At 44.5% G+C, this 24180-nt stretch carries 20 protein-coding genes; 5 read left to right on the top strand and 15 right to left on the bottom strand.

Going from position 1 to position 24180, the window contains the following annotated elements; translation table 11 throughout:
- The first annotated feature begins 462 nt into the window (after positions 1 to 462).
- On the top strand, positions 463 to 3282 hold the full coding sequence (locus JO154_RS07970) for a S8 family peptidase (protein WP_291943505.1): 2820 nt from the start codon (positions 463 to 465) through the stop codon (positions 3280 to 3282).
- Between the two features lie 74 nt (positions 3283 to 3356).
- Here JO154_RS07970 and lpdA read toward each other — a convergent pair whose 3' ends face one another.
- The 7 genes from lpdA to JO154_RS08005 form a co-directional block, all read right to left on the bottom strand.
- A complete protein-coding gene (lpdA, locus tag JO154_RS07975; protein WP_291943508.1) occupies positions 3357 to 4763 on the bottom strand; it encodes a dihydrolipoyl dehydrogenase in 1407 nt (468 codons plus the stop codon).
- A gap of 68 nt (positions 4764 to 4831) precedes the next feature.
- Entirely contained in the window at positions 4832 to 5497 is a 666-nt protein-coding gene (locus JO154_RS07980) for an outer membrane lipoprotein carrier protein LolA (protein ID WP_291943511.1), read from the bottom strand.
- A 131-nt stretch (positions 5498 to 5628) separates the two neighbouring features.
- On the bottom strand, positions 5629 to 8298 hold the full coding sequence (locus tag JO154_RS07985) for a DNA translocase FtsK (protein WP_291943513.1): 2670 nt from the start codon (positions 8296 to 8298) through the stop codon (positions 5629 to 5631).
- A 21-nt stretch (positions 8299 to 8319) separates the two neighbouring features.
- On the bottom strand, positions 8320 to 9738 hold the full coding sequence (locus tag JO154_RS07990) for an alpha/beta hydrolase (RefSeq protein WP_291943516.1): 1419 nt from the start codon (positions 9736 to 9738) through the stop codon (positions 8320 to 8322).
- A gap of 67 nt (positions 9739 to 9805) precedes the next feature.
- Entirely contained in the window at positions 9806 to 10198 is a 393-nt protein-coding gene (locus JO154_RS07995; protein WP_291943519.1) for a DUF423 domain-containing protein, read from the bottom strand.
- Entirely contained in the window at positions 10191 to 10694 is a 504-nt protein-coding gene (locus tag JO154_RS08000) for a shikimate kinase (protein ID WP_291943521.1), read from the bottom strand. Before JO154_RS08000 ends, JO154_RS07995 begins: the two co-directional genes overlap by 8 nt.
- 41 nt (positions 10695 to 10735) lie before the next feature.
- Positions 10736 to 11359: a 4'-phosphopantetheinyl transferase superfamily protein gene (locus JO154_RS08005; RefSeq protein WP_291943523.1), complete on the bottom strand. Its 624-nt coding sequence runs from the start codon at positions 11357 to 11359 to the stop codon at positions 10736 to 10738.
- Positions 11360 to 11482: 123 nt separating this feature from the next.
- Between JO154_RS08005 and dcd the strand changes: the two genes are divergently transcribed.
- Positions 11483 to 12019, top strand: a complete 537-nt coding sequence (gene dcd, locus JO154_RS08010) for a dCTP deaminase (RefSeq protein ID WP_111590785.1) — start codon at positions 11483 to 11485, stop codon at positions 12017 to 12019.
- A 152-nt stretch (positions 12020 to 12171) separates the two neighbouring features.
- On the opposite strand, the gene JO154_RS08015 is transcribed toward dcd, so the two are convergent.
- On the bottom strand, positions 12172 to 13296 hold the full coding sequence (locus JO154_RS08015; RefSeq protein WP_291943526.1) for an AAA family ATPase: 1125 nt from the start codon (positions 13294 to 13296) through the stop codon (positions 12172 to 12174).
- A complete protein-coding gene (locus tag JO154_RS08020) occupies positions 13265 to 13975 on the bottom strand; it encodes an RNA ligase family protein (RefSeq protein WP_291943528.1) in 711 nt (236 codons plus the stop codon). The genes JO154_RS08015 and JO154_RS08020 overlap by 32 nt, the downstream gene beginning before the upstream one ends.
- A gap of 222 nt (positions 13976 to 14197) precedes the next feature.
- Between JO154_RS08020 and JO154_RS08025 the strand changes: the two genes are divergently transcribed.
- Positions 14198 to 15943: a DUF885 domain-containing protein gene (locus JO154_RS08025; RefSeq protein WP_291943531.1), complete on the top strand. Its 1746-nt coding sequence runs from the start codon at positions 14198 to 14200 to the stop codon at positions 15941 to 15943.
- 120 nt (positions 15944 to 16063) lie between these two features.
- Here the strand turns inward: JO154_RS08025 and JO154_RS08030 are convergent, their stop codons facing one another.
- Positions 16064 to 16696 (bottom strand): hypothetical protein, encoded by a 633-nt coding sequence (locus JO154_RS08030; protein WP_291943533.1) that lies wholly within the window; start codon positions 16694 to 16696, stop codon positions 16064 to 16066.
- A gap of 268 nt (positions 16697 to 16964) precedes the next feature.
- Positions 16965 to 17810 (bottom strand): DUF1080 domain-containing protein, encoded by an 846-nt coding sequence (locus tag JO154_RS08035; protein ID WP_291943536.1) that lies wholly within the window; start codon positions 17808 to 17810, stop codon positions 16965 to 16967.
- Positions 17811 to 17989: 179 nt separating this feature from the next.
- On the opposite strand from JO154_RS08035, the gene JO154_RS08040 reads away from it, so the two are divergent.
- The gene (locus JO154_RS08040; RefSeq protein ID WP_291943538.1) at positions 17990 to 18715 is read left to right on the top strand and encodes an SRPBCC family protein; all 726 of its coding nucleotides are present in this window, start codon (positions 17990 to 17992) and stop codon (positions 18713 to 18715) included.
- Positions 18716 to 18800: 85 nt separating this feature from the next.
- On the opposite strand, the gene JO154_RS08045 is transcribed toward JO154_RS08040, so the two are convergent.
- The 4 genes from JO154_RS08045 to JO154_RS08060 all read right to left on the bottom strand — a co-directional run bounded on the left by JO154_RS08045 (position 18801) and on the right by JO154_RS08060 (position 22809).
- Positions 18801 to 19103, bottom strand: coding sequence for a YtxH domain-containing protein (locus JO154_RS08045; protein ID WP_291943540.1), 303 nt, complete (start codon positions 19101 to 19103; stop codon positions 18801 to 18803).
- Positions 19104 to 19570: 467 nt separating this feature from the next.
- On the bottom strand, positions 19571 to 20806 hold the full coding sequence (locus tag JO154_RS08050; protein WP_291943542.1) for a peroxiredoxin: 1236 nt from the start codon (positions 20804 to 20806) through the stop codon (positions 19571 to 19573).
- 18 nt (positions 20807 to 20824) lie between these two features.
- Positions 20825 to 21511 carry a YggS family pyridoxal phosphate-dependent enzyme gene (locus tag JO154_RS08055; RefSeq protein ID WP_291943545.1) on the bottom strand — a complete coding sequence of 229 codons (687 nt, stop codon included), beginning with the start codon at positions 21509 to 21511 and terminating at the stop codon, positions 20825 to 20827.
- A 158-nt stretch (positions 21512 to 21669) separates the two neighbouring features.
- Positions 21670 to 22809, bottom strand: a complete 1140-nt coding sequence (locus JO154_RS08060; protein WP_291943548.1) for an acyl-CoA dehydrogenase — start codon at positions 22807 to 22809, stop codon at positions 21670 to 21672.
- Between the two features lie 245 nt (positions 22810 to 23054).
- Between JO154_RS08060 and JO154_RS08065 the strand changes: the two genes are divergently transcribed.
- Positions 23055 to 24002: an arginase gene (locus JO154_RS08065; protein ID WP_291943551.1), complete on the top strand. Its 948-nt coding sequence runs from the start codon at positions 23055 to 23057 to the stop codon at positions 24000 to 24002.
- Positions 24003 to 24180: the final 178 nt, after the last annotated feature.

Consider the following 24180-nt stretch of genomic DNA (forward strand, 5'->3'; position numbering starts at 1 on the left):
CTACTGTTTTTTTAATAAACAGGCAGATCAATAATTCAACAGTATTGAACTATCATTCATGGAGGATACACGGTGATGACTATAGTGCTGTACAGTGCTTGTTTGCTCAATTTAACGGCTCTCAGATTTATCAATAATTAATGCTAAGCAAACTACAGTCACGTGGTTTTATCCAAAAACGGCAGCTTTTCTAATGATTGATGATGATTTAAGGTTACCAGTTTGACTGGTTATCAGATTTGCTCTTCGTATAAGTTAACTAACACTAAAATGTTGTGCGATCAAGCTTAGATTTTGTCGATGTTTTTCATTTACAACTTATGTTACCAATATTACGATTTTCGCTGAATTTAAAAAAAACATTTTGCAAACTCTCAGAAAAAAATTGGGATACACGTTTTATTTCTATAGTTTTATTGACGTTTGAAGCCAAGTAAATAACAGCTTTTTTGTTTTTCCCGCATGAACTACTATCTTCCCAAATTCCCTTTCCTGCTGGTTTTCCTGGCATTTTCCTGCATTATGACCGCTGCGCAGGATGCGGGAAAAACTGACAGCATGCGATTGCGCTACAGTACCCTACGCCCAGCGGATACGCTCGCTCAACAGCCAGGAACCTATTACCTCGTGAAATTCAATAAATCCGTACCTGTATTGAAATTATCTCCGTACGGACTCCTGAAAGTACTTAGCAGCAATTGCTTTATATTATCTGCAATTCCTAGAGATCTTCACCTGAAAAAAAATATGGACTATGCTGATATCGCTAATTGCAACTGGAAAGCCAGCGACAACCTGGTTACAAGTATAACGCTACTCCCTGCAACTGATAGTATAGCCGTTCAGGTTAGTTTCAAAGATTCGCTTCCTAACACACCTGCTACACATATCATCAGCTACCGGAAAGATTATCACACTGCGGTGATAAGGCTGGCCGTAGCCGATTGGCAAGCATTCATCTGCCAAGAGCAGATCCACTTTGCCGACCAGGTCAGGAAAGCCCATATTGAAATGATTGTCAATACCGCCAATCCATACGTCAATCGGATCAATGTAGCGCAACAATTCTTTCCCAATTTCAATGGAAAAAGTATAGCCGTTTCCGTTAAAGAGGATCGGTTTGACACCACTGATATTGACCTTGCAGGAAGAATCATATATAACCCGGATGCCTCTCCCAATGTTACCTCCCACGCCAGTACCATGGCCACTATCATCGCGGGGGCAGGTAATACGGGCGCACTAGGGTTAGGCGCCGCTCCAGGCGCTGGTATCAGCAGTTCGGATTTTAATAAAAGTCTGCTACCCGATACCAGTACCTACTATCGTAATTATAACATTACCATTCAAAACCACTCCTACGGTACTACGATTGAAAACTATTATGGCAACGAGGCCGCTGCCTACGACCAGCAAATAGCTACTGCAGATACCATCGTACACGTGTTTTCCGCCGGTAATATCGGTACCCAGACTCCGACTTCAGGAACCTACCAAAACCTCGTGTATGCGAATCTCTCTGGCAATTTCAAACAGGCAAAAAATGTAATCGTTACGGGTGGTACGGATGCTGACGGCAGATTTCTTTCGCTCGCTTCTCATGGCCCCGCCTATGATGGGCGTATTAAACCAGAGATCTCCGCCTTCGGTCAAGACGGCACTTCTGGCGCTGCCGCGGCAGTAAGTGGGGTGGTAACGATGGTACAAGATGCCTGGCGTCAACTACATTTTACGGCCATGCCATCTGCTTTACTCAAAGCCATCCTGATCAATAGCGCCAAACGCCCGACGGGGGCAATGCCGGATTATAAATCTGGTTTTGGTAACCTACACGCAGCCCACGCCCTGCAAACCCTTCAGGACAAAAGATATATCATCGGCGGAGCCACCAACAACAATACTACTACCAGTGATATTACCATTCCCGCCAACACACAGACGGTAAAAATTACCCTCTGCTGGAATGACCCCGCAGCCGCTGCCAATGCCCCTAAAGCATTGATCAACGACCTGGATCTACGTGTAACCGGTACCGATGGACAAACTTATCTACCCTGGGTACTGAACCCATACCCACAAGCAGACTCCCTCGCCGCCTCAGCCAAACGAGGTATAGACACGCTGAATAATGTGGAACAGGTTACCATCGATAATCCCGCTGCCGGCATCGCCCATATTGCGGTACAAGCCAAACAATTACGCGGTAATCAATCTTGGTACATCGCCTACGAGTTTATTCCTAAACAAACCTTCGTATGGCAACAACCTGACACCAATACCTTGTTATCTGCCAACACAGATGTTAATTTCTATTGGGAAACAACTTATACAGGAAATGGAGCTATTTCGTATAGTCTTGACAGTGGTCGTACCTGGAGTACTATTATCAGCGGACTCCCTATCAGTGCGGAACACCTGGGCTGGTTTACACCGGCTGTTTTCAGTAAAGCGATGCTGAAATTTCAACTGCCAGATACCGCCTTCATTTCGCCAGTATTTGGGATCTCTCCGGTGGTTAATATTAAAGTAGGATTCAATTGCGCCGACAGTGTATTGCTTTTCTGGAGCCCTGTTACAAATGCCTCCGCATACCAGTTGTACACCATGGGAAAAACCGCATTGCAGCCTTTTAAGCAACTCCGGGATACCTTCCTCATAATACCTAAATCCCAATTGAATTCTACCTATTTCGCGGTGAGTCCCATACACCAATCCGGATGGGAAGGTCAGCGCGGCTATACGCTCGATTTTACCAAACAAGGAGTAAGTTGTTATGTGCGTGCCTTGATAGCCGACAGAACATCAGACAACTCCGTACAGCTCACCTTAACGCTTGCTACGGAATACAAATTGAAAACTATTGCCTGGCAACGTTATAACGGCAAAACATGGGAAACATTACAAACAGTTCCTTCTAGTGGTAGCCTCCTCTATTATTACACCGATACCCATACTTGGGAAGGCATCATGTATTACCGGGTAATGCTCACCACCACCGATGGACGTACCATTTATTCTGACATATCTACGGTGCAACTGCCTATTTCTGGGAATATCTTGCTATTCCCTAACCCTGTTGTAACTACGCTGGGCATTATGGATGCACAGGTAAGAGAGCGACAAGTAGTCATCACAGATATGAGCGGAAAGGTGCGAATTAGGGCTACGATTACCAATACCTTAGAGGGCATTAGTGTGGCTGCATTGCCGGCGGGCATGTATACTTGCGTTATTTACTGGAATGGCGCCCGGATATTCACGCGGAAATTTGTAAAACAGTAATGATATCATTGAAAAAGAAAAGCCCTCGCAGAAGCGAGGGCTTTTTCGTGTATGCTTAATTAAGTAAGTAAACATTACAGGTGGATTGCTTCGCCGTAAGCTACTTCGATCGCGTCTTTTACAGACTCGCTCATAGTAGGGTGCGGGTGGATTGAATCCAGCACTTCTTGGTAAGTAGTTTCCAGTTTGCGAGCAACTACTGTTTCCGCGATGATTTCGGTAACGTTTGCACCGATCATGTGTGTACCCAGCCATTCGCCGTATTTGGCATCGAAGATTACTTTTACGAAACCTTCTGGAGCGCCAGCAGCAGTAGCTTTTCCGGAAGCAGAGAATGGGAATTTACCCACTTTCACTTCGTAACCAGCTTCACGTGCAGCTTTTTCAGTATAACCTACAGATGCTACTTCAGGAGCGCAATAAGTACATCCAGGAATGTTCATATAGTCGATGGTAGCAGGTTTGTGTGCATATTTCTTCTCGTTGTAAGCGATAGCTTCCACACAAACGATCGCTTCTTTAGAAGCAACGTGTGCGAGTGCCTGACCAGGAACCATATCACCAATAGCATAAACGCCATTAACGTTGGTTTGGTAGTAACCATCCACTACTACGCGACCTTTGTCGGTTTTAACGCCCAGTTGTTCCAGACCGATATTTTCGATATTGGCAGCGATACCAACAGCGCTCAATACTACGTCTGCTTCCAGGGAGATTTCGCCAGTAGCGGTTTTAACTTTAGCTTTAACGCCTTTGCCAGTAGATTCTACTGCTTCTACAGAAGCATTGGTCATGATTTCAATGCCTTTCTTCTTGTAGATTTTTTCCAGTTCTTTGGAGATATCTTCATCTTCTACCGGTACGATGCGAGGCATGAACTCAACAATAGTTACTTTAGTACCGAGAGTAGCATAGAAGTAAGCGAATTCAACGCCGATAGCGCCGGAACCTACCACGATCATGGATTTAGGTTGTTCTGGCAGTACCAGTGCTTCGCGGTAACCGATAACGTTTTTACCGTCGATTTTCAGGTTAGGCAGCTCACGAGCGCGTGCACCTGTAGCGAGGATGATATGTTTGGCATCGTAAACAGTAGCTTTACCGTCTTTATCGGTAACTTCTACCTGGCCTTTCGCCTTTAATTTACCATTACCCATCAACACATCAATCTTATTCTTTTTCATGAGGAACTGAACGCCCCTGCTCATTTTATCAGCAACGCCACGACTACGTTTGATCACTGCCGGGAAGTCAACCTGTGCATCCGCAACGGAGATACCATAATCTTTGGAATGCTGCATATATTCAAATACCTGTGCAGATTTTAATAATGCTTTAGTAGGAATACAGCCCCAGTTTAAACAGATACCACCCAGGTTTTCTCTTTCCACGATAGCGGTTTTAAATCCCAGCTGAGAAGCACGGATAGCAGCCACATATCCGCCGGGCCCACTACCAATTACGATTACGTCGTATGCCATATTGTTTATTTTTATTTGAAACTTGCCAAAGGTAGAAATTAATTGTGAATTCCGGTATTTGGAATTAATTACCTCAGGTCTACCACTTCTACACCAGGGTATTTCTTCGCATCAAAGATGAAAGTAGCGTCTGTAACTGGCGCATTGGGTGTGAAATTGGTGATTTCGTACGTGTAATGATTGCCATTTTTCTCAAAAACCTTCATTTTGGCAATATTTTGGGCTTTTTTGTCCACAGAAACAATCACTTTAAAGATATTCTTAGATTTATCTGTAGGCGTCATTTCAATGTTCTGCAGCACCTTGCCCTTTTCGGTGGTTTCTGAGTTCAGGCGGTAGAGGAAGTCTTTGTCGTAGAAATTGGTGAACAGTTTCGCCGGGGTAATGGAACCACTGCTCTGATCTACGTTGTTGATAGTTACCTCATTGACATCCTTTGCATAAGTCCAGGAAGTTTTATTATCACTGATGATCTCCTGGCCTTCCATGGTCACCTTGTATTTAGGGCCTTTCATATACACCGTACCTTTTTTAGATTCGGTTACACTGTTATTGGCTCCTTCTACTTTCAATACGAAATTGGCGACTACGGATTTCAGGGTCTTAAACTTGGCGCTTACTCCATCCAGTACAGTCTTGGCCTTAGGGTCGTTCGCAACCTTGCTCTGGGCCTGTGCCATACCGCCGAAAATAATGCCGCTCAGCAACATTCCTGTTAATACAAATTTCTTCATCGTAGTTCTTTTTTTATTTGTTGACCTATCTTGTCAAATGGTATGCCGACAGGTCAATATTGTCATTTTAGTGCCTCAAAAATCGGATATTTCAATGAAAGCGACGTCATATTCACATTTTACTTAATTGATTATAACAAATCATTAAGAATTTCATGTAACTCTGAGTCTGTTTTCACTAATACTTCCCTGGCTTTACTTCCCATATTCGGGCCCACAATACCGGCTGCTTCCAACTGGTCCATGAGTCGCCCTGCACGGTTGTATCCCAACTTCATCCTACGTTGCAGCAATGAGGTGGAGCCCTGCTGGGTCTGTACAATCACCTGGGCAGCTTCTTCGAATAATGGATCGCGATCGCTCAGGCTAAATTCCCTGCCTTCCGGATCTTTTTCGTCCACATATTCCGGCAGCAGGAAGGCTTCCGGATACCCTTTCTGATTCCCGATAAATTCAGCCACGCTTTCCACTTCTGGTGTATCCACGAAAGCACATTGCAGCCTCACCAGCTCCCCGTTAAAGGATACCAGCATATCCCCCTGACCAATCAATTGCTCCGCACCGCCTATATCCAGGATGGTACGGGAGTCTATTTTGGAAGATACCTTAAAGGCTATACGAGCCGGGAAGTTCGCTTTGATGGTACCGGTGATAATGTTTACAGACGGACGTTGTGTGGCAATGATCAAGTGAATACCCACGGCACGGGCCAACTGCGCTAGTCGCGCTATCGGCATTTCCACCTCTTTACCTGCTGTCATGATCAAATCCGCAAACTCATCCACCACCAGTACGATAAACGGCAGGTAACGATGGCCTTTCTGCGGATTGAGACGACGCTGGGTGAACTTGGCGTTATACTCCTTGATATTGCGGGTACCGGCTTCTTTCAGCAGGTCGTAGCGCAAATCCATCTCTATACAAAGTGCATTCAACGTATGGATAACTTTCTTGGTATCCGTGATGATGGCGTCGTCCTCTCCTGGTAATTTGGCCAGGAAATGCTTTTCAATCAATTTGTAAAGAGACAATTCCACTTTCTTCGGATCGACCAATACAAACTTCAGTTGGGAAGGATGCTTTTTATAGAGTAGAGATACTAGTAACGTATTGATACCCACGGATTTACCCTGACCGGTAGCACCGGCCATCAGCAAGTGTGGCATTTTGGCCAGATCCGCTATAAAGTTCTCATTATCAATCTTTTTACCAATGGCGATCGGCAAATCCATGGTGCTGTTCTGGAATTTTTCCGAAGCCAGCAGATTTTTCAACGAAACGATGGATTTCTTCACATTCGGCACCTCAATACCGATCGTACCTTTTCCGGGGATAGGCGCTATGATACGGATACCCAACGCAGAAAGACTTAACGCGATATCATCTTCCAGATTTTTGATACGGGAGATACGTACGCCCGCGGCTGGAACGATCTCATAAAGCGTCACGGTAGGACCTACCGTAGCAGAGATTTTCTGTATGGAAATATCATAGTTCTTCAGTGTGTCGATGATCTGGTTTTTGTTTTTCTCCAGTTCACCGGTATCCTGTACAATGATCTTATCCGCACTGTGATTGGCCAAGAGTTCCAATCCAGGGAATTTATAACTACTGAGGTCTAGTGCGGGATCAAAAGGATCTACGGACACGGCTGTATGAACCGGTGTTACTTCCTCTTCTTCCTCATCATTGTAAGTAGGCTTGATTTCGAAGGCTACTTCCGGTGTAGTATTCTTTTTCCTGGCAACGGGTTCCTGGGTTACTTCGAGTTCTCGTGGCTGTTCCAGGGTATCGTCTATATAGAGCATGGGACCAGCGGCTTCCAGCTCTTCATCTGTATAATCTTCTTCTTCCTCTTCAGCGGGAGCCATTATTTCCGGCTCCGGTGCTACAAGTGGTACGCTATGCGGAATATGTGCCGGAATAACCGTGATATCCTCTTTTTCTACTAGGTGCATAGCTGGCAATTCCTCTTCCTCTTCTGGCTCTCCTGGCGGGATCACCATTACACCAGTATCCTCTTTCAGGCCATTTCCTTTCGCGGCGGTTACAGGTGCTTGCTGAACTTTTTCTGTTACTGGGGGAACGACTGGCGCGGCGGTAGCCGTTGCAGCAGCCATTGACACAGGTGCAGGTTTAGGTGCTTTGGGTTTTCTTTCTGGCCATTTGATATCGAAATTGAATTTCCAAATCAACCAAGACAATCCTGTTACTAATAGGAACAATGCAGTACCTGTTTTCCCTACGAAGCCTGTCCCCCATTTGTTGAGGGCATTTCCAACAGCTCCGCCCCAAGGGAATTCAGCGCCGAAGGAAATGAATGACATCGTCATGCTGATGAACAGCAACCCGAACAAAATATACTTGATATTGCGCCATACCCTAAATACCCGACGGCCAACAATAAAATTCACGCCTAAAATGAAGAAGAAATAACAAAACAGGTAGGAGGCCACTCCAAAGCCTTTGTAAAAGAAACCATGTGAAACATAAGCTCCCAGTCGGCCTAACAAGTTATCCACTTTCACATCTCCAAAGAATAATTCTTTTGTAGAGTAACGGTTTACTTTATCAAAATCCTCTTCCCACGAAAAAATGTAGGAAGTGAATGCGATGAAACAGTACAGGGAGAGTAATAGAAAGAACACACCCATTACTTTATGGGTACGCTCATCTTTGACCAGCTCTTTCACTTTCACATCAGGCTCCTTATCTTTCTTCAATACATCCGGGTTCGGGGCTGGTGTAGCTTTGGCTTTTTTACTTTCTGGTTTTTCGGTTTTCAGTTTATTCTTGGACATAATTTCTCTAATAACTTGGGACTACCTGCCTGCCGGTATCAACTGCAATACCCAGTGGGTAATGAACTCAGGCACCAATGGGTCGATGGTTTGCTCCAGCTCAACATACTCTTCTTCTGTACATGACTTGCATTGCTGAAACAAATGGTTTAGTCCTGCAAATTTACGGACAGTTACCATGACATTTCCATTCTCTAACAAACCTTGTTCCAGCGCTTTCAGATTGCTATCTGCATTTACCGTCAGATCGTTGTTTCCGTTGATAGCCATGAATGCACATTTGATGCGCTTCAAGTTTGTGACAGGTTTATAACGTAATATAGACAACATTTCCGGACTTACGTTATCTGCTTGTGCAAATTGTTCTTTGGTAACGCCTTGTTTATAATCCTTTGGTAAATTTTCGTATGCCTGTTCCAGTACTTTTTCTGCATTGGCTTTCGCTTGTTCATAGGGAACATCCGCTGCCCATGCGTCCCAGTAAGGTTTTGTTTGTTTAAGATGCTCTTTGATTTCGGCATCGGATTGTCCGTATGCTCTACCTATAGCGATCATTTTTTGATCCACGTATTCTCTACCAGTAACGCCCATTCCTGCCATGGAAATTACAAAAGAGATAGCAGGATTATCAGCAGCTACAATTTCCGCCGCGATGGAACCTTCGCCGAAGCCTAGTAGTCCGATATTATGTTTGTCTACTTCTCTTCTTCCCTTCAGGTAACGTACCGCTGCAGCCGCATCTCTTGCGTAACCCTGGATATCCGTTGTATCCGCGTCTCCCCCTGATCCTCCTACGCCTCTGTCGTCATAACGGAGCGTGGCTATACCATGTCTGGCGAAATAATCTGCCATTACGAGAAACATCTTATGGTTGGCAATTTCATTATCGCGGTTCTGTTGGCCTGCGCCGGAAATCAGCACGATAACAGGACAATCGCCAATAGCTCCAGCAGGCAATGTCAAAGTTCCTGCCAATCTTACGCTATCGTGTTCATTCAGAAACGTTGTCTCCTCTGTGTGATAAGGAAAAGGAGGTTTAGGTTCCTGGGGCCGTGCGTATAGTTCTTCCGCTTTGATTTCTTTATGAGTTAACGTTACATTCTCTTTAATATTTCCCCAGATGAGTCGACCTGTGAGATTATTTGCTGCTGGCTGGGCTTTTCCCACAAACACCAGATCATATTCTTTCAGTCGCAAAAAGAGAATACCATCTTTCAGGCTAGCGGAATCGAATTTTTTTGATTGGTCAGATTTATCCGGGAAAGCGATGGTACCAGTAAGGGCGCCTGCTTGTTGGGAGAGGTTAACTGTAATCCTAAGTTTTTCCTGGTTGGTTTTCAGTATACCGTACCAGTTGCCGGACACATTACCGGCGGTTTGTGCAACAGCTGAAAGTCCGCCGCAGAGGCATATCGTCAGCACCCATACATATTTCCGCATCGTGAATATACTTGAATAAAAAAATGCTTTGTGCGGTTATTTTGCACAAAGCATTTTCGAAAATTTTTTACGCTTTGATTTTCAATATGGAGAGCAGCAGCAGTATCCAACCGACGATGAAAAAGACGCCGCCTATTGGAGTGATGATGCCCAGTTTGGAAAGGCCTACTGTTTCTGTGGCCTTCAACATGGTGAGCAAGTATAAAGACCCGGAGAAGAGGAAGATGCCGATAATAAAGCATCTGCCAGCCCAGAGCATCTGGGACCCAGGGGCATAGGCAAACAAGATACCTGTTGCCAGCAGGGCAAATACATGATAGAACTGATAGGTAACGCCTGTCTGAAAAGTACTTACAGTTTCAGGAGGAACCAGCTCTTTCAGTTTATGTGCGCCGAATGCGCCCAAAACCACTGCCAGCGCTCCCAAAGCTGCTGCCCAAACTAAAAAACTCTTATGCATGATCTATATTTTTGGTAAATGTATCCAGCGTAATATGATCCGAAGAGATGATGTGTCTGGACTGTTCGTAGAACTGGCGTCTTTCGGCCAGTTTCATTTCCACGTAGTCTATCAGGTCGTCATCTTCAAGATCCTGTATTAGAGGGCGTTTCGATTTTTTACGCGTCAGGCGTTCTACCATGGCAGGAACAGAAGGATTTATCCAGATGGTAGTACCTTTTTCGTTCATGAAGTCCATATTATCCTGGAAGCAGGGAGTGCCTCCGCCGCAGGAGATCAGGAATCTGTCCTGCTTGGAGAGTTCGCGCAGCAGCATACTTTCCTTTTCCCGGAAGTAATCTTCTCCTTTGGTGGCAAAGATATCGCTGATGGCCATTTCTTCTGCCTCCACGATCACCTCATCCAGATCATAGTAGGGTAGCTGCCAATGTTCAGCGAGTTGTTTCCCCCAATAGGATTTGCCGGCTCCCATAAAACCGAGTAAAAATATCTTCATAGATAACGAAACTATTTAAAATTAGTTTGACGATCAGTCTCTTAGCCTACAGGATGTGTCCAGGCAAGGCACAAGTCCTCTTCTAATATATATTGCAAATATAATCGCGTATTTGTATCCGGCTTCACAAAATCGGCCTGAATAAATCCTGCTGGCATAAAAGGGAAAGGTTCCAGCATCATATTTTCCCTAAAATCAACGCTACCAAGGCCATACCATTTAAACATGGCCTCTTTGGCGCTCCAGCAGACGGTCTGATGCTTCAAGGCATTTACAGGATCAATGAAAGCCTGCTCTATGGGCGATAAGAACTTATGCGCCACCTTTCCAATTTTAGGTTGCACGCTTTCGATATCTATTCCCACCGCGGCTTTACGACTAACGATCGCGGCGGCATAATCGCCACAATGAGAAATAGAAAAATGGAAGCTATCACATTGTAACATTGGTTTTCGGGTATCCCCTATGATGACCTCATGTATCGGAAAATCCGGAAACAGGGTAATCAACAATAAACGTCCTGCATAGTGTTGCAGCCGCTTATGCGGGTGATGAATATCTCTACTGATGGTTATTTTGCTCCGGAAATAATCTTCTTCTTCACTAATTTTCCACAACCCTAGTCTGGTGTCCGGATCAATTTGTATGGTACGTATTAATGGCATATCTTGCCAAATTAATAGAAAAAGGGTGAATAAAAGCGTATTTCCGGCACATATTAGCTTTTCTTTAACCGCTTTTTCCTACCCAATCCAAATTACTAACAGCTAAAGCAAACTACCTAGCACATGATTTTGTCTGACAAGCGCATACTGGAGGAAATCGAGAAAGGCACCATCGTGATATCTCCATACGACAGGAAATATCTTGGTACCAACTCCTATGACGTACACCTGGGCAAGTATCTGGCCACCTATCGGGATCGCATATTGGATGCACGCCAGCATAACGAGATTGAACATTTTGAGATTCCGGAGGAAGGATATGTGCTCCAACCAGGCACTTTATACCTGGGCGTTACACTGGAATATACGGAAACGCATGCCCACGTGCCTTTCCTGGAAGGAAAATCCAGCACAGGCCGCCTCGGTATCGATATTCACGCCACTGCCGGTAAAGGGGATGTAGGCTTCTGCAATACCTGGACACTGGAAATCTCCTGTGCTCAACCTGTCCGCGTATACGCCGGTATGCCAATCGGACAGTTGATTTATTTTGTGGTAGAGGGAGATGTGGAAACTTTCTATAACAAAAAAGGCAACGCGAAATATAACGGCCGTACCATAAGACCTGTGGAAAGTATGATGTGGAAGAACGAATTCTAGTTTTTTCACGCGGATGGCGTAAAAGATTCGAGTCTATATCAAAAATGAAAAGAGGAATTGAGGTCTGCGGCCTCAATTCCTCTTTTCATTTTTCGTCGCCGCTGGGCAGGGGCGACAGGCACGAAATTTCACTTTTGATACAAGCAATTTTTTTAGGGAGACACGATGTACTCCACCTCATGCGCCTCCGTGAGGGAAGGAACTTCCAGCTTGCGTATCAACTGATGCAACGCCTTCTCCGGCACCGCATATTCGCGTTGTTTATTCTGGGCAAACAATACTGCTGCAGGCACTTCTACATACACGATTTTCACTTCTGCATGATAGGTCATGCAAAGTCCCACCAGTTGCTCTCGCATCTGCCGTGTGATATTGGTAGCATTCCATACAAAATCTTTTCCCTGGCGCAGATAAACCTTTGCCTGTTCTTTCGCTTCCTGGATTACTGTGCCATTGCCGCTTTTATCAGTAGGCGCAATACCATGCTTACGGCGGATTTCATCCGGCGATACCATTGGCATATCCTTGAAATGCCGCTGTACATAAGTGTCTTTCCCAGATCCAGGCAATCCGCTCATCACGATCACCCGACTCCCCTTCTCTGGGTAAGGAACGTAGTCCGGATCAACATTCGTCTTCATAAAATAATTCATCTTCGCTGCTGTAGTAGCAAAATTCCGGGACATCCCCCAGCAATGCTGCTCTTTCGCCAACGCTTCAAAACAATCAATGCGGTACAATAAATCCGCGGTGTCTGTACAGGTACGGCCCAAGACATCTGCACGGGCCAGGATGGACAATAGACGGACATCTACATCCAAACTCGCACTGATCAATGCTTTTATGGGATCAGGCTTATCGAACACCCACAACGGCAGCCCGTGATAACGAACGAGTTTTGCTATTTGTTCCCGTATAAAAAAAGGAGTAGGTATTTCTTCATACAGGATATTCCGACTGGTCATTTCCCCTCTGCGCGCATGTCCGGGGGAAGTGATATGTCCATCTGGCAATATTTCCGTAGTACTGTATTTTTCCACATCATGCAATAGTGCGGCCGCCCACAGCAATTCCTGCTGCTGCGGTTCTAACTGCTGATAGGCTGGCAACTGCTCCAACGCCGCCAGCACCATTCGGGTGTGAATAGCCACATCCCCTTCTGCATGGTGATGCGGATCTTGTGGCACATCTTCCATCCTACTCACCCAATACCAAGTATCGTGTAGGTGCTGCCATGATTTATCTTTATCTATAGTCCACATAATTTCCATTTTCATAATTCAGTTTTGCACGGCGCCAGTGTCTGGTCCAGTGCTCATCTGTTTTTACATGTCCTTTGCGGACATACTTAAATACATTGTTTGCAAATTCACTCACCGCGTAACTGTCGGTGTTCCTGGTAACAATACCTTCCATCGTAACTGGGTAACCACCCGCCGCATCATGCGGATCGAAGGTGCCAGGGCCTGACACCAACTCCAAGGTTTCCTTTTCATACTGTTCTCGTGTAGCCGGTGGCGTGAGTATCGCTAATTCCGGTACTACTGGCAGGTCCAGCATGGCCGCGTAAAATTTGGTTTCTTCCCAACTCAGCCAGCGGTCTTGCTCCCTGATACCAAAAACATAAAAATGATGGTCTAGGTTGCGATACTCGATAGAATGCACAGCATAGAGGTTCTCCAGGAAGATTTCCATATCTCCCAGATCATTCTTGATGCTTTCCCAGAAGCGACGAATAGAGGCCGTCCAGGCGGAAGTGGTAGGCGCAGCATGTGAGCGCGCGAACACACCGTATTTGGAAAGGCAGTTATTCTCTCCGTCTAGTTTTTCGGTATGTACCAGTTGTGGGATTGTTTTAAGCTGATCCCAGTAGTTATATTGAATACGGTCATCGCTGGTAGTTCCCGGTGAAAACGGGTAATGCCAGGTACGGCCATACTTTCTTGAAATTGCCATGATAAGGGGTTTTAATCAACAATAAAATCACAGGCCGATCCGAAGATGGAACGACTAAAGGCTTGAATTAATATGCCTGTGATATTACATGGCTCAAAGTTTTGCGGTTTTTATATTAAATGCCCTGCAAAGCTATGAAAAAAATACCATCCTTGTAAATATGGCCGCTATTCCCCTATCAAAATAGTATCTTACGTAATCTTACAACGCAACTACACCCATATGAGAAAACTATTACTATGTGCCGCCACTGCGGCAGCATTCACTGCCTGCCACCAGGGTGGCGGCAGCAGCAGCGGTACAGACAGTACCCTCAATATTGCCTTTGCTAATTATTCACAACATTTCATTGATGACCTCTGGAAAGAAAACCCAGGATGGGCTACAGAAGTAGGTTATCACAAATACGACAGCGTGCTCATTGTGCCTGATAGCGCCGCCAATGTAGCCAGTCTCGCTTTCAGCGCCCGTCATCTCGATTCACTCAAAGCTTACTCACTTGATAAACTGACTGACGCCAATAAAATTGATTATCAACTGATCGAAAATTATCTGAAATCCAATGTTTGGGGTATCAATGAATTGAAATCCAATCAATGGGACCCTTCCAGTTTCAATGTCAGCAATACTTTCGCCACCATCTTAAATGAAAATTATGCACCACTGGAAACAAGACTGCGAAGCTTTTATGCAAGACTGCGGAATGTACCTGCATACTACGCAGCAGCCAAAGCGCAAATCAATAATCCAGTCCCTGAACTACAGCAACTGGCTATAGATCAGAACAATGGCGGTGCACCAGTATTGGAAAAAGATTTCGTTGACTCGCTCAATAAAACCAATATCCCTGCCGAAGAGAAAAAAGAAATGATTGCCCGCGCTAAAACTGCAGCAACAGCCATGCATGATTATGCGACTTGGCTCGGCGCACTGAAACCTGCGAATCCACGCAGTTTCAGACTAGGCAAAGCACTCTATGAACAAAAATTCAACTATCAGATACAATCCGCTTTCTCTGCGCAGCAAATATTCGACTCCGCTGTGGCACGCAAGCAATTTGTACATAAAGAAATGATCCGCATCAGCAGGGAATTATGGCCAAAATATTTTGGTAATACCCCTATTCCAACGGATTCTCTGGAATTGATTGGTCGTATGATCGATACGTTGAGCGTTCGCCATGTGAAGCCAGAAGAGTTCCAAGCTGCCATTGAGAAACAAATTCCAGAGCTGGTGAAATTCATTAAAGAAAAAGACCTGCTTTACTTGGACCCTACCAAACCATTAGTTGTTCGTAAAGAACCTGCATATATGGCGGGAGTTGCCGGTGCGTCTATCAGCGCTCCTGGCCCGTATGACAAGGGTGGTAATACTTACTACAATGTAGGCAGCTTGGCTGGATGGCCAAAAGAAAAAGCAGAAAGCTATCTGCGTGAATACAATCACTATATCATGCAGATCCTGGATATACATGAAGCCATCCCTGGTCATTATACACAATTGGTGTATGCGAATCAATCACCTAGCCTGATTAAGTCGCTCATGGGTAATGGCGCTATGATTGAAGGATGGGCTGTTTACACAGAGCAAATGATGCTGGAAAATGGTTATGGCAATAATGAGCCTGAAATGTGGCTCATGTGGTATAAATGGAATCTGCGTACGGTTTGCAATACCATCCTGGATTACAGTGTGCATGTAAATAACATGAGTAAGGAAGACGCGTTGCACTTGCTGACGAAAGAGGCTTTCCAGCAACAGGCGGAAGCAGAAGGTAAATGGCGTAGGGTGAGTGTTACGAGCGTGCAGCTTACTTCTTACTTTACGGGGTATAAAGAGATTATTGACCTGCGCGAAGCTTATAAAAAGAAGATGGGGAACGATTATAAATTGAAGGCTTTTAATGAGAAGTTTTTGAGTTATGGTAGTGCGCCGGTGAAGTATATTAGTCAGTTGATGCTGAAATAATTTTTTATTTGTTTAACGGGCGAAGCCCTTCGAAACCTGCGGTTTCGAAGGGCTTCGCCCGTTTTATATCTGTCGATCCCGCCCCACCGGGCGGGATCGACGGGCAGAGAGAAATTGATATCAATCTGGTAAGTGATAATAATTTTTTACTGCCTCGTAATTATTATAGTCCACAGGGGCCGATGCGCGGGCATTGGGATTACCGCCAATGATAACATATTTAAAATCAAAATTAGGCACTGTTACTGTGCTTATAAGTGGCACTGGAGTGGTAGGTGCATGGTCTGTAGGCAGGTTCATATAGTATATCCTTAATTTTCCTATATCATAGTTATAGTTGATATTGATCAAGTAACCAGGGTTGAAGCTGGAAATCTGCCATGGAAGAGGGGTCCAGACAGATGGATTCGCACCAAAAACTGCAGGTTCCTTAATATAAAGCAGTATTGTCCCTTTATTAAAAACATCTGCCGTAATATCAGCGAGGGTTACTGTGGCCATTTTAGCACTTATTCCGGCGGCGCTACCAGGGCCGGTTTGATAGGACCAAATATCAAGTGCATACTGGGTATTCGTTAACGTGAAATTACCACTCTTTACATTGGCATTTCCTTGTGAGCCAGTGGCGCCAGTTGGACCAGCAGGGCCTTGTGCACCTTGTGGACCTATAGGCCCCGCAGGCCCTGTCTTACTACATGCTGAAAAAATAAATAACGCGCCTATCGTACAGATTAGGTGAATGAACTTAAACATGGGGATATATTTATTTTGGTTTTATGAATTCGCTTAAGATGAATAATGCTCAGTATATCGGGGCTTGTTGGTCACAGTATATAGATGTACAGTATAAATATACTGGCTTTAAAAGGGCTTATGGCATGCAGATGATAAACGGTAGGGAATTTTTATTATCTGGCTTATCAGGTATTATTAGTGGAGATAACAGATCGACGGGTAGTAATAAAATGTAGGGCTGCTTTGATTTTATATGGTTCCCGCCGCAGGGCGGGAACCATATCTTTTACTTATTGAATTTCCTTTTTTGCAAGAGTTGTATTACGTAAGCTAATTTCTTAGGATCATTTACGTATGGCGACAAATCGAACAATTCTACTTTTCTGAATGCAACAGGATGACTTTCAGATTGCAAAGAAATAGAACCTTCTGTCAACAATTTTCCATCCGTTTTCACAGCGGGATCGTAATTAGAAACGTTGCCACCACCGATTTGCGGCTGATTATATACGATTACTGTATCCTGACCAGCAATATGTTTGATGACGGAATCGCGGATTACCAGCGCTTCTACGTGTACCCATTGATCACCATGATAGGTTTTCGAAGTAGAAGAAATACAATGATCTTTGATTAGTTTAGTATTCATTACCACATTGGTACCTGGTGTACAAAGATTGGCATTAGTACGCGCGTCTTTCCCATTCCCACCTAGTAATTGTTCCTCCAGGGAAATAGGAAAATCTTGGTTCTTTCCCATGGAAGCAGCTGTTTGACCATGTAGCATCACACCGCTGTTGCGATAAGCCCAACCTGGACCACCTTTTACCTGCTCGCCAGTAAAACGATATTCCACAACAATCAAGTAGGCAGAGAAATTCTTCTTATAGAAAATGTGACCGAATTTATCATCAAACTGTTGATATTGGTCATAATTCACCGTGAGGAGTCCGTCTTTTACACGGAAGGTATTACCGAAATTATCATTCAAATCATAACCGGTGATTTTGATATCCCAGTCTTTCAAATCCTTTCCATTGAACATTTTCACCCATTTATTCGGCGCAATCTCTTTCTGTGCCTGGGTTACAAGGGTAGACAAAAGTAATAACGTGGTTAATATGCTTTTCATTTGTTCATAGTTTATGCTGCGGAAGATATAAAAATTATTACTGCCGGACTGTGTAATATTTTGCGCAGCGTGACTTTAGTTCCACATAGAGAGAAATAAACAACATATCTATACTAGTAGCTATCAAAATGTTAATTTATTGCAAGATTTTAGTGGGAGTATTATAAACCAGCAATTGTATGATGATAGCAAACAAACAGATCAATGGGCAGGTTCATCCTGCGGCAGGGCTGCTTTATAATAGTTCCAGCATCATCAATGTTAGTCCTGAAGGGCGCATTGTATCTATATTCACGGGTGCCTGGCTATTGGGTTCTGCCATTAGCAGCGTAGATAAGAAACCTGTCAACAGTCTGCTGAAGCTGCTGGGAGCGGGTTATCTCCTGTACCGTGGCATTTCAGGCAATAGTTTATTAAATGGCATAACGGGAAAGCGGCATCCCGACCGGCATACAAGGGCCGTGAATATCAGGACCGCTGTTCTCATTGATAACCCACGTGAGGAAGTATATTATTTCTGGCGACAACTAAGCAACCTGTCCATCTTTATGAAGCATTTACAGTCGGTGGAAGAAAAAGATCCGTTACATTCTCACTGGATTGTGAAAGGGCCTGGCGGCATTGGTACATTGGAATGGGATGCAGAAATCGTAAAGGAATATCCTGGGCAATTTTTGGGATGGAGATCATTACCAGGTTCTAGTATAGCTACGGCCGGAAGAGTAACGTTTACGGATATTCCCGGTGGAGGTACAGCCGTTGATGTGATGTTGACTTATAGAGCCCCTGCAGGGCAGATTGGCAGCGGATTAGCATGGCTATTGAATCCTGCATTTGAGAGGATGGTTGTGAAAGACATTCGTCGATTCAAGCATTTTATGGAAACTGGAGAAACAGCACAGTAAAGCTTTCCTTGTTATAAATAAAACAGGCTGCAGCGTGTAGTTGCAGCCTGTTTCTTTTTGCTTTTTCATCACTGTTCGTAATGCGCTATGACAATACTTCTTTCTTAAAGTTGTGGTAGGTGTTCTGACTTTCGTTAATCAGTTTTAATACTTTTTCCCGAACATCATCTTTCAGGCCGGTAACCTGTTGTTCAAACACATCGCGGAGTTCATCGAGCTCCCCATTTCCTTTTCCTACCATTTTATTGATTTTTCTACGCCATTTTCCAGCCCTATACTTGATTTTGTTGCGAGTACCTTCTCCACTGTCGGGGGCTGTGAGAACACCTATTACGAGACCAGCAGTAAGACCGGCTAAGGCTCCTGCTAAAAATTTAATAGTAGACATAATCACTGGTTTTAATGGTTTAACAAATGATTACAGTACTTAGTTCAACTGCACTGCGTAAGGGGCAATTTTTCAAATATCAGGCCAAGAATGGCCCAATAGACTACATAGGCTGAATTAGTGATTCAATTGTGATTCAATCAACATTAAAATTTTTGTTAAATCTAAATATCGTATAGACGTTGCCGTTATAGCTTTACTAGAGTACCAGCATTACCTATAGGCTTCAGTGCTTCACTGTTATTACGGGATATAACCAATCTTTATATCAAAAAATACAGCCGGAACAATATCAGCGTTGACATCGTTCCGGCTATGTGGATAAGATAAGCGAGTAGATAATGGAATTTATAAAGTCAAACGGAGCAGTAAAATAATCAGGATTTTTTGTTTTTCAAAACTTTTTGAAAGAAACGAAAATAATAAATTTATTTAAAAAGTCCCTTTTTGCTCCCTGACCCACTCCCCTAGTCTGCTAAGAGCTGATCTACTAATCTATTAAAATTATATTTGAATTCTTCATAATGTTCCCCGGTACCAGGTCCATTGAAGCCAGTATGCACTTCTTTCACATTACCTTTTTTATCAATAAATATGGTAGTAGGGAATCCTTTGATGCCCGTCAACTGCGGTAAAGTTTTCTCTCCTTTCTCAGGATCGCCGGGCGTTACGCCGGTGATTAGGACCGGATACTGTACATCAAAGCGTTTCAGGAAACTGGAAAGTGATTTCTTTGATTTTTCGAAATCGGTAGTACGCTCGTAAGCGAGCCCCAGTACCTCTATACCACGATCCTTGTTCTTTTTGTACCAGTCGCTCAGATAATTCGTTTCATCCATGCAGTTAGGACACCAGGAGCCCATCAGCGTGATAACGACGCCTTTTCCGCGGAAACGCTCATCCTGTAAACTCACCTTTTTACCATCCATATCTGGGAAGGAGAAGGTCAGCGGACCTGCGCCTGGCTTCAATGTAGCGAGGGTCGCTTCATCTTGCAGTTTGGCCGTGTCGTTCTTAACAGCCGTCCAACTTTCCTTTCCATCGCCAATACCAGCGAAGAAAGTACCGCCCACAATGGAATCTCCGCTTACTTTGGCAGTGAACAGGTAAGCATGTGAACCATCGAAGGTAGAGAGTTTCAGGCTATCGCCATCTACAACGCCATCCAGGAAACGGTAATCGCCGGTGGTGGTCAGGAAGGTGCCATGCACCGTATTGCCTTGCTGTTTGAATTCGCCAATAGCGTAGGAAGAGTCTTTATCTTTCCCCAGGAACCAAGTAGCCCAGCGGCCATTCACGGAGCCTTTAGCAGGCGTATTTACATGAAAACGTTCCGTAGTATTAGGTGTGGCAGAAAATGGCACACTCACATCTTTATCGGCCAGATGGCGGGTCCAAGTACCGGTCATCTTACCATCTGCTTGTAATTGCGCTTTGAAATCAGAGTCGAAGAATGGCATTTTGATGAAGACGGAATCTCCCGTTACCTTCACATCGTCCACCAGCAGTCGATCCGTTGCATTCAGTACAAAGAGTACTTTATGACCAGCCGTATCTTTCACTTCAAAATTGAAAACAATCTCCGCACCATCTTTACGATGCAGTTTCGCCTGCCAGGTACCTGGTTGCAGGTCTTTTTTGGCGCCTACATTACATGCGGCGAGGGATATTCCTGCCACCAGGCAGCTCCATAATTTCTTCATAGCTAAACCTTAAAAATGTTATTTGTTGTAGTTTCTTTCTCCGAAGAGCAGACTGCCGATACGTACCATGGTACTGCCTTCTTGCAATGCCAAAGGATAATCTGCGCTCATGCCTACGGAGCGTTCTTTGAAATAGTCCAGTGAGCTGAAATATTTATTTTTTACAGCGTCGAAAATTTCATGGAGCTGGTGGAACTCTTTTCGAATCTGTTTTTCGTCTGTTGTATTGGTGGCCATGGCCATCAGTCCTACGATGCGTACACCTGAGAATTGTTCCTGTTCTTGCTGCCAGGTATCCAGCAGGCTGTACAGCTCGGCTTCATCAAGTCCAAATTTAGTTTCTTCTGCTGCAATATGCAACTGTAACAAGCAATCAATGACCCTGTTATTTTTTTGTGCTTGTTTATGTATTTCTGTCAACAGTTTCCCGCTGTCTACTGCATGAATCATTTTTACAAACGGCGCGATATACTTTACCTTATTGGATTGCAGGTGTCCGATGAAGTGCCAGTCGATATCCACAGGGAGTACGGCCTGTTTATCAACTAGTTCCTGTACATAGTTCTCTCCGAAGATACGTTGCCCTGCTGCATAGAGGGCTTCTACATCTTCTACAGGTTTTGTTTTGGAAACTGCTACCAGTCTTGCTTTATAAGGGGCCAGTTCGGCCAGGACTTGATTATATGCCGTAAGATTAATTGCCATTTGGCAAAAATAGGGAAGATTGGCTGGATATGCCAGATATGGCTTAAAAACGAGCGGAGTGACGTCTGCGACGTCACTCCGCTCGTTTTTATTTTTTTCATCGTCCCTGCCCGCTGGGCAGGGACGATAGGTAGAAGCGTTTGGGCAATTATGGCAGATTATTGCAGGATTGATCTTGCGATAACGATGCGTTGCACTTCGGAAGTACCCTCGTAGATCTGGGTAATTTTAGCATCACGCATGAGGCGTTCTACGTGGTATTCTTTCACGAATCCGTAACCACCGTGTACTTGAACGGCTTCTGTGGTCACCCACATGGCAGTTTCAGAAGCAAATACTTTGGCCATGGAACCGCTGAGGGTATAATCCAGGTGATGATCTTTTTCCCAGGCTGCTTTCATGCAAAGCAGGCGGGAAGCTTCGATACGGGTAGCCATATCTGCCAGTTTGAACTGGATAGCTTGGTGCTGGGAAATTTCTTTACCGAAAGCTTTTCTTTCTTTAGAATATTTCAAAGCCAGTTCATAGGCGCCGCTGGCAATACCGAGGGCTTGGGAAGCAATACCGATACGACCACCAGCCAATGTTTTCATGGCAAATTTAAAACCGAAACCATCTTCGCCGATGCGGTTTTCTTTTGGCACGATTACATCTTGGAACATGATGCTATGGGTATCGCTACCGCGGATACCGAGTTTATTTTCTTTCGCGCCAACGGTTACACCAGGACTTTTCTTCTCTACAATAAAGGCGTTAATACCTTTGCTACCTTTTTCCGGGTGTGTTTGGGCGATTACCAGGTATACGCTGGCAGAGTTACCGTTGGTGATCCAGTTTTTAGTTCCATTGAGGAGATAATGGTCTCCTTTATCTTCTGCGGTGGTACGCTGGGAAGTAGCGTCTGAACCGGCTTCCGGCTCACTAAGAAGGAAGGCGCCAATGATCTCACCTTTGGCCAGGGGAACGAGGTATTTTTGTTTTTGTTCTTCTGTGCCGAAAGTTTCGAGGCCCCAGCAAACGAGGGAGTTATTTACGCTCATCACTACGGATGCAGAAGCATCTATTTTTGAAATTTCTTCCATTGCAATCACATAGGAAATGGTATCCAGACCGGCGCCGCCGTATTTAGGACTTACCATCATTCCAAGGAACCCGAGTTCTCCCAGTTTCTTGATCTGTTCTGCAGGAAATTGTTGTTTTTCGTCTCTCTCTATTACACCGGGTAAGAGCTCATTTACAGCGAAGTCGCGAGCGGCTTTCTGTATCATGAGGTGTTCTTCTGTGATTTGATAATCCATGTAAGTTTGGTTGTTTTAGTGTGATACGCACAAATTATCCATAAATAAGGAGCTAAAAAAATGCCCTTCATAAAATTCAATGTTGTATACCAGATCGATGGGATTATTGAATAAATCGCTACAATAACGCTACCACATTGGATATAGTTTATTAAACCGATCTTCTTTTTTGCCTCCAGGGCGACTCTCTGCTTTGGGGGTTCAGGTAAAATCCCTTAGCTTGCCATATAGCATATTCCCTTTTTATGAAGAATATCAAGATAATAGAAGTAAAATCAGAGATAGGAGCAGGTACTCGCGGCGCCAGTCTGGGCGTGGAAGCGATAAAGATTGCCGCCCTGGATTTCATGAGTAACTTCTTTGTTCACTTTCCTACAGAAGCCATCGAAACTGAGAACAAGCTGCTGTTTGAACCCATTGAATCGCCTTACGCCAAAAGAATCAAAGGTTTGCTCACGATGTATGAGCGTATCAGCAAGAGTGTTTCTGAAACTGTGAAAGCCAACTGGTTCCCGGTGTTATTATCCGGAGATCACAGTACCGCAGGTGCCACTATTGCGGGTTTGAAGATGGCGCATCCTAAGTCCAAGCTGGGCGTGATATGGATCGATGCCCATGCGGATCTGCATACGCCATATACTACGCCTTCCGGCAATATGCACGGGATGCCGCTGGCCACTGCTATTGCGGAAGATAACATCGACTGTAAGGTGCATGAAATTGATGAGCAGACCGCCAAGAGCTGGAATGCCCTGAAAAATATTGGTAAGATCGCGCCGAAGGTATTACCGGAGGACATTGTATTCATATCCCTGCGGGATTATGAAAAGGAAGAAGACCATCTGATCAAACAGTATGGCATGAAGGTGATCACCACCAGCGAAGTGCGCAGAAAGGGACCGGAAGCGATTTCCAGGTCTGTTTTCCGCTATCTGAGTGATTGTGATTACATCTATGTCTCGTTTGACGTGGATAGTCTGGATTCCTCCATTTCCAAGGGTACTGGAACGCCGGTGAGCAATGGGTTACGTGAAAGAGAAGCAGAAGACTTGATTTCGAAGTTTATGCAGCATCGGAAGATTTGCTGTTTTGAAATCACGGAAGTCAATCCTACATTGGATCGGGAGAACTTGATGGCGGAGATAGCATTTAATATCCTGCAGCGTAGTGTGAATGTGCTGATGATGAATTAGGGAGACAGCCAGGCCTCGTGTGACAGGCTTTACATAATGCAATGGGCTGGCCAAATGCTCAGCGCAGCATCACTGCCTATCAAAAAAAAGAAAATGGGATAACGTCTGCGACGTTATCCCATTTTCTTTTTTTTGTCGCCCTGCCCAGCGGGCAGGGGCGACAAAAAAGAGAAAAGCT

Origin of the sequence: Chitinophaga sp., from assembly GCF_019236475.1 — a bacterium.
In the GTDB taxonomy this organism is placed as follows: Bacteria; Bacteroidota; Bacteroidia; order Chitinophagales; family Chitinophagaceae; genus Chitinophaga.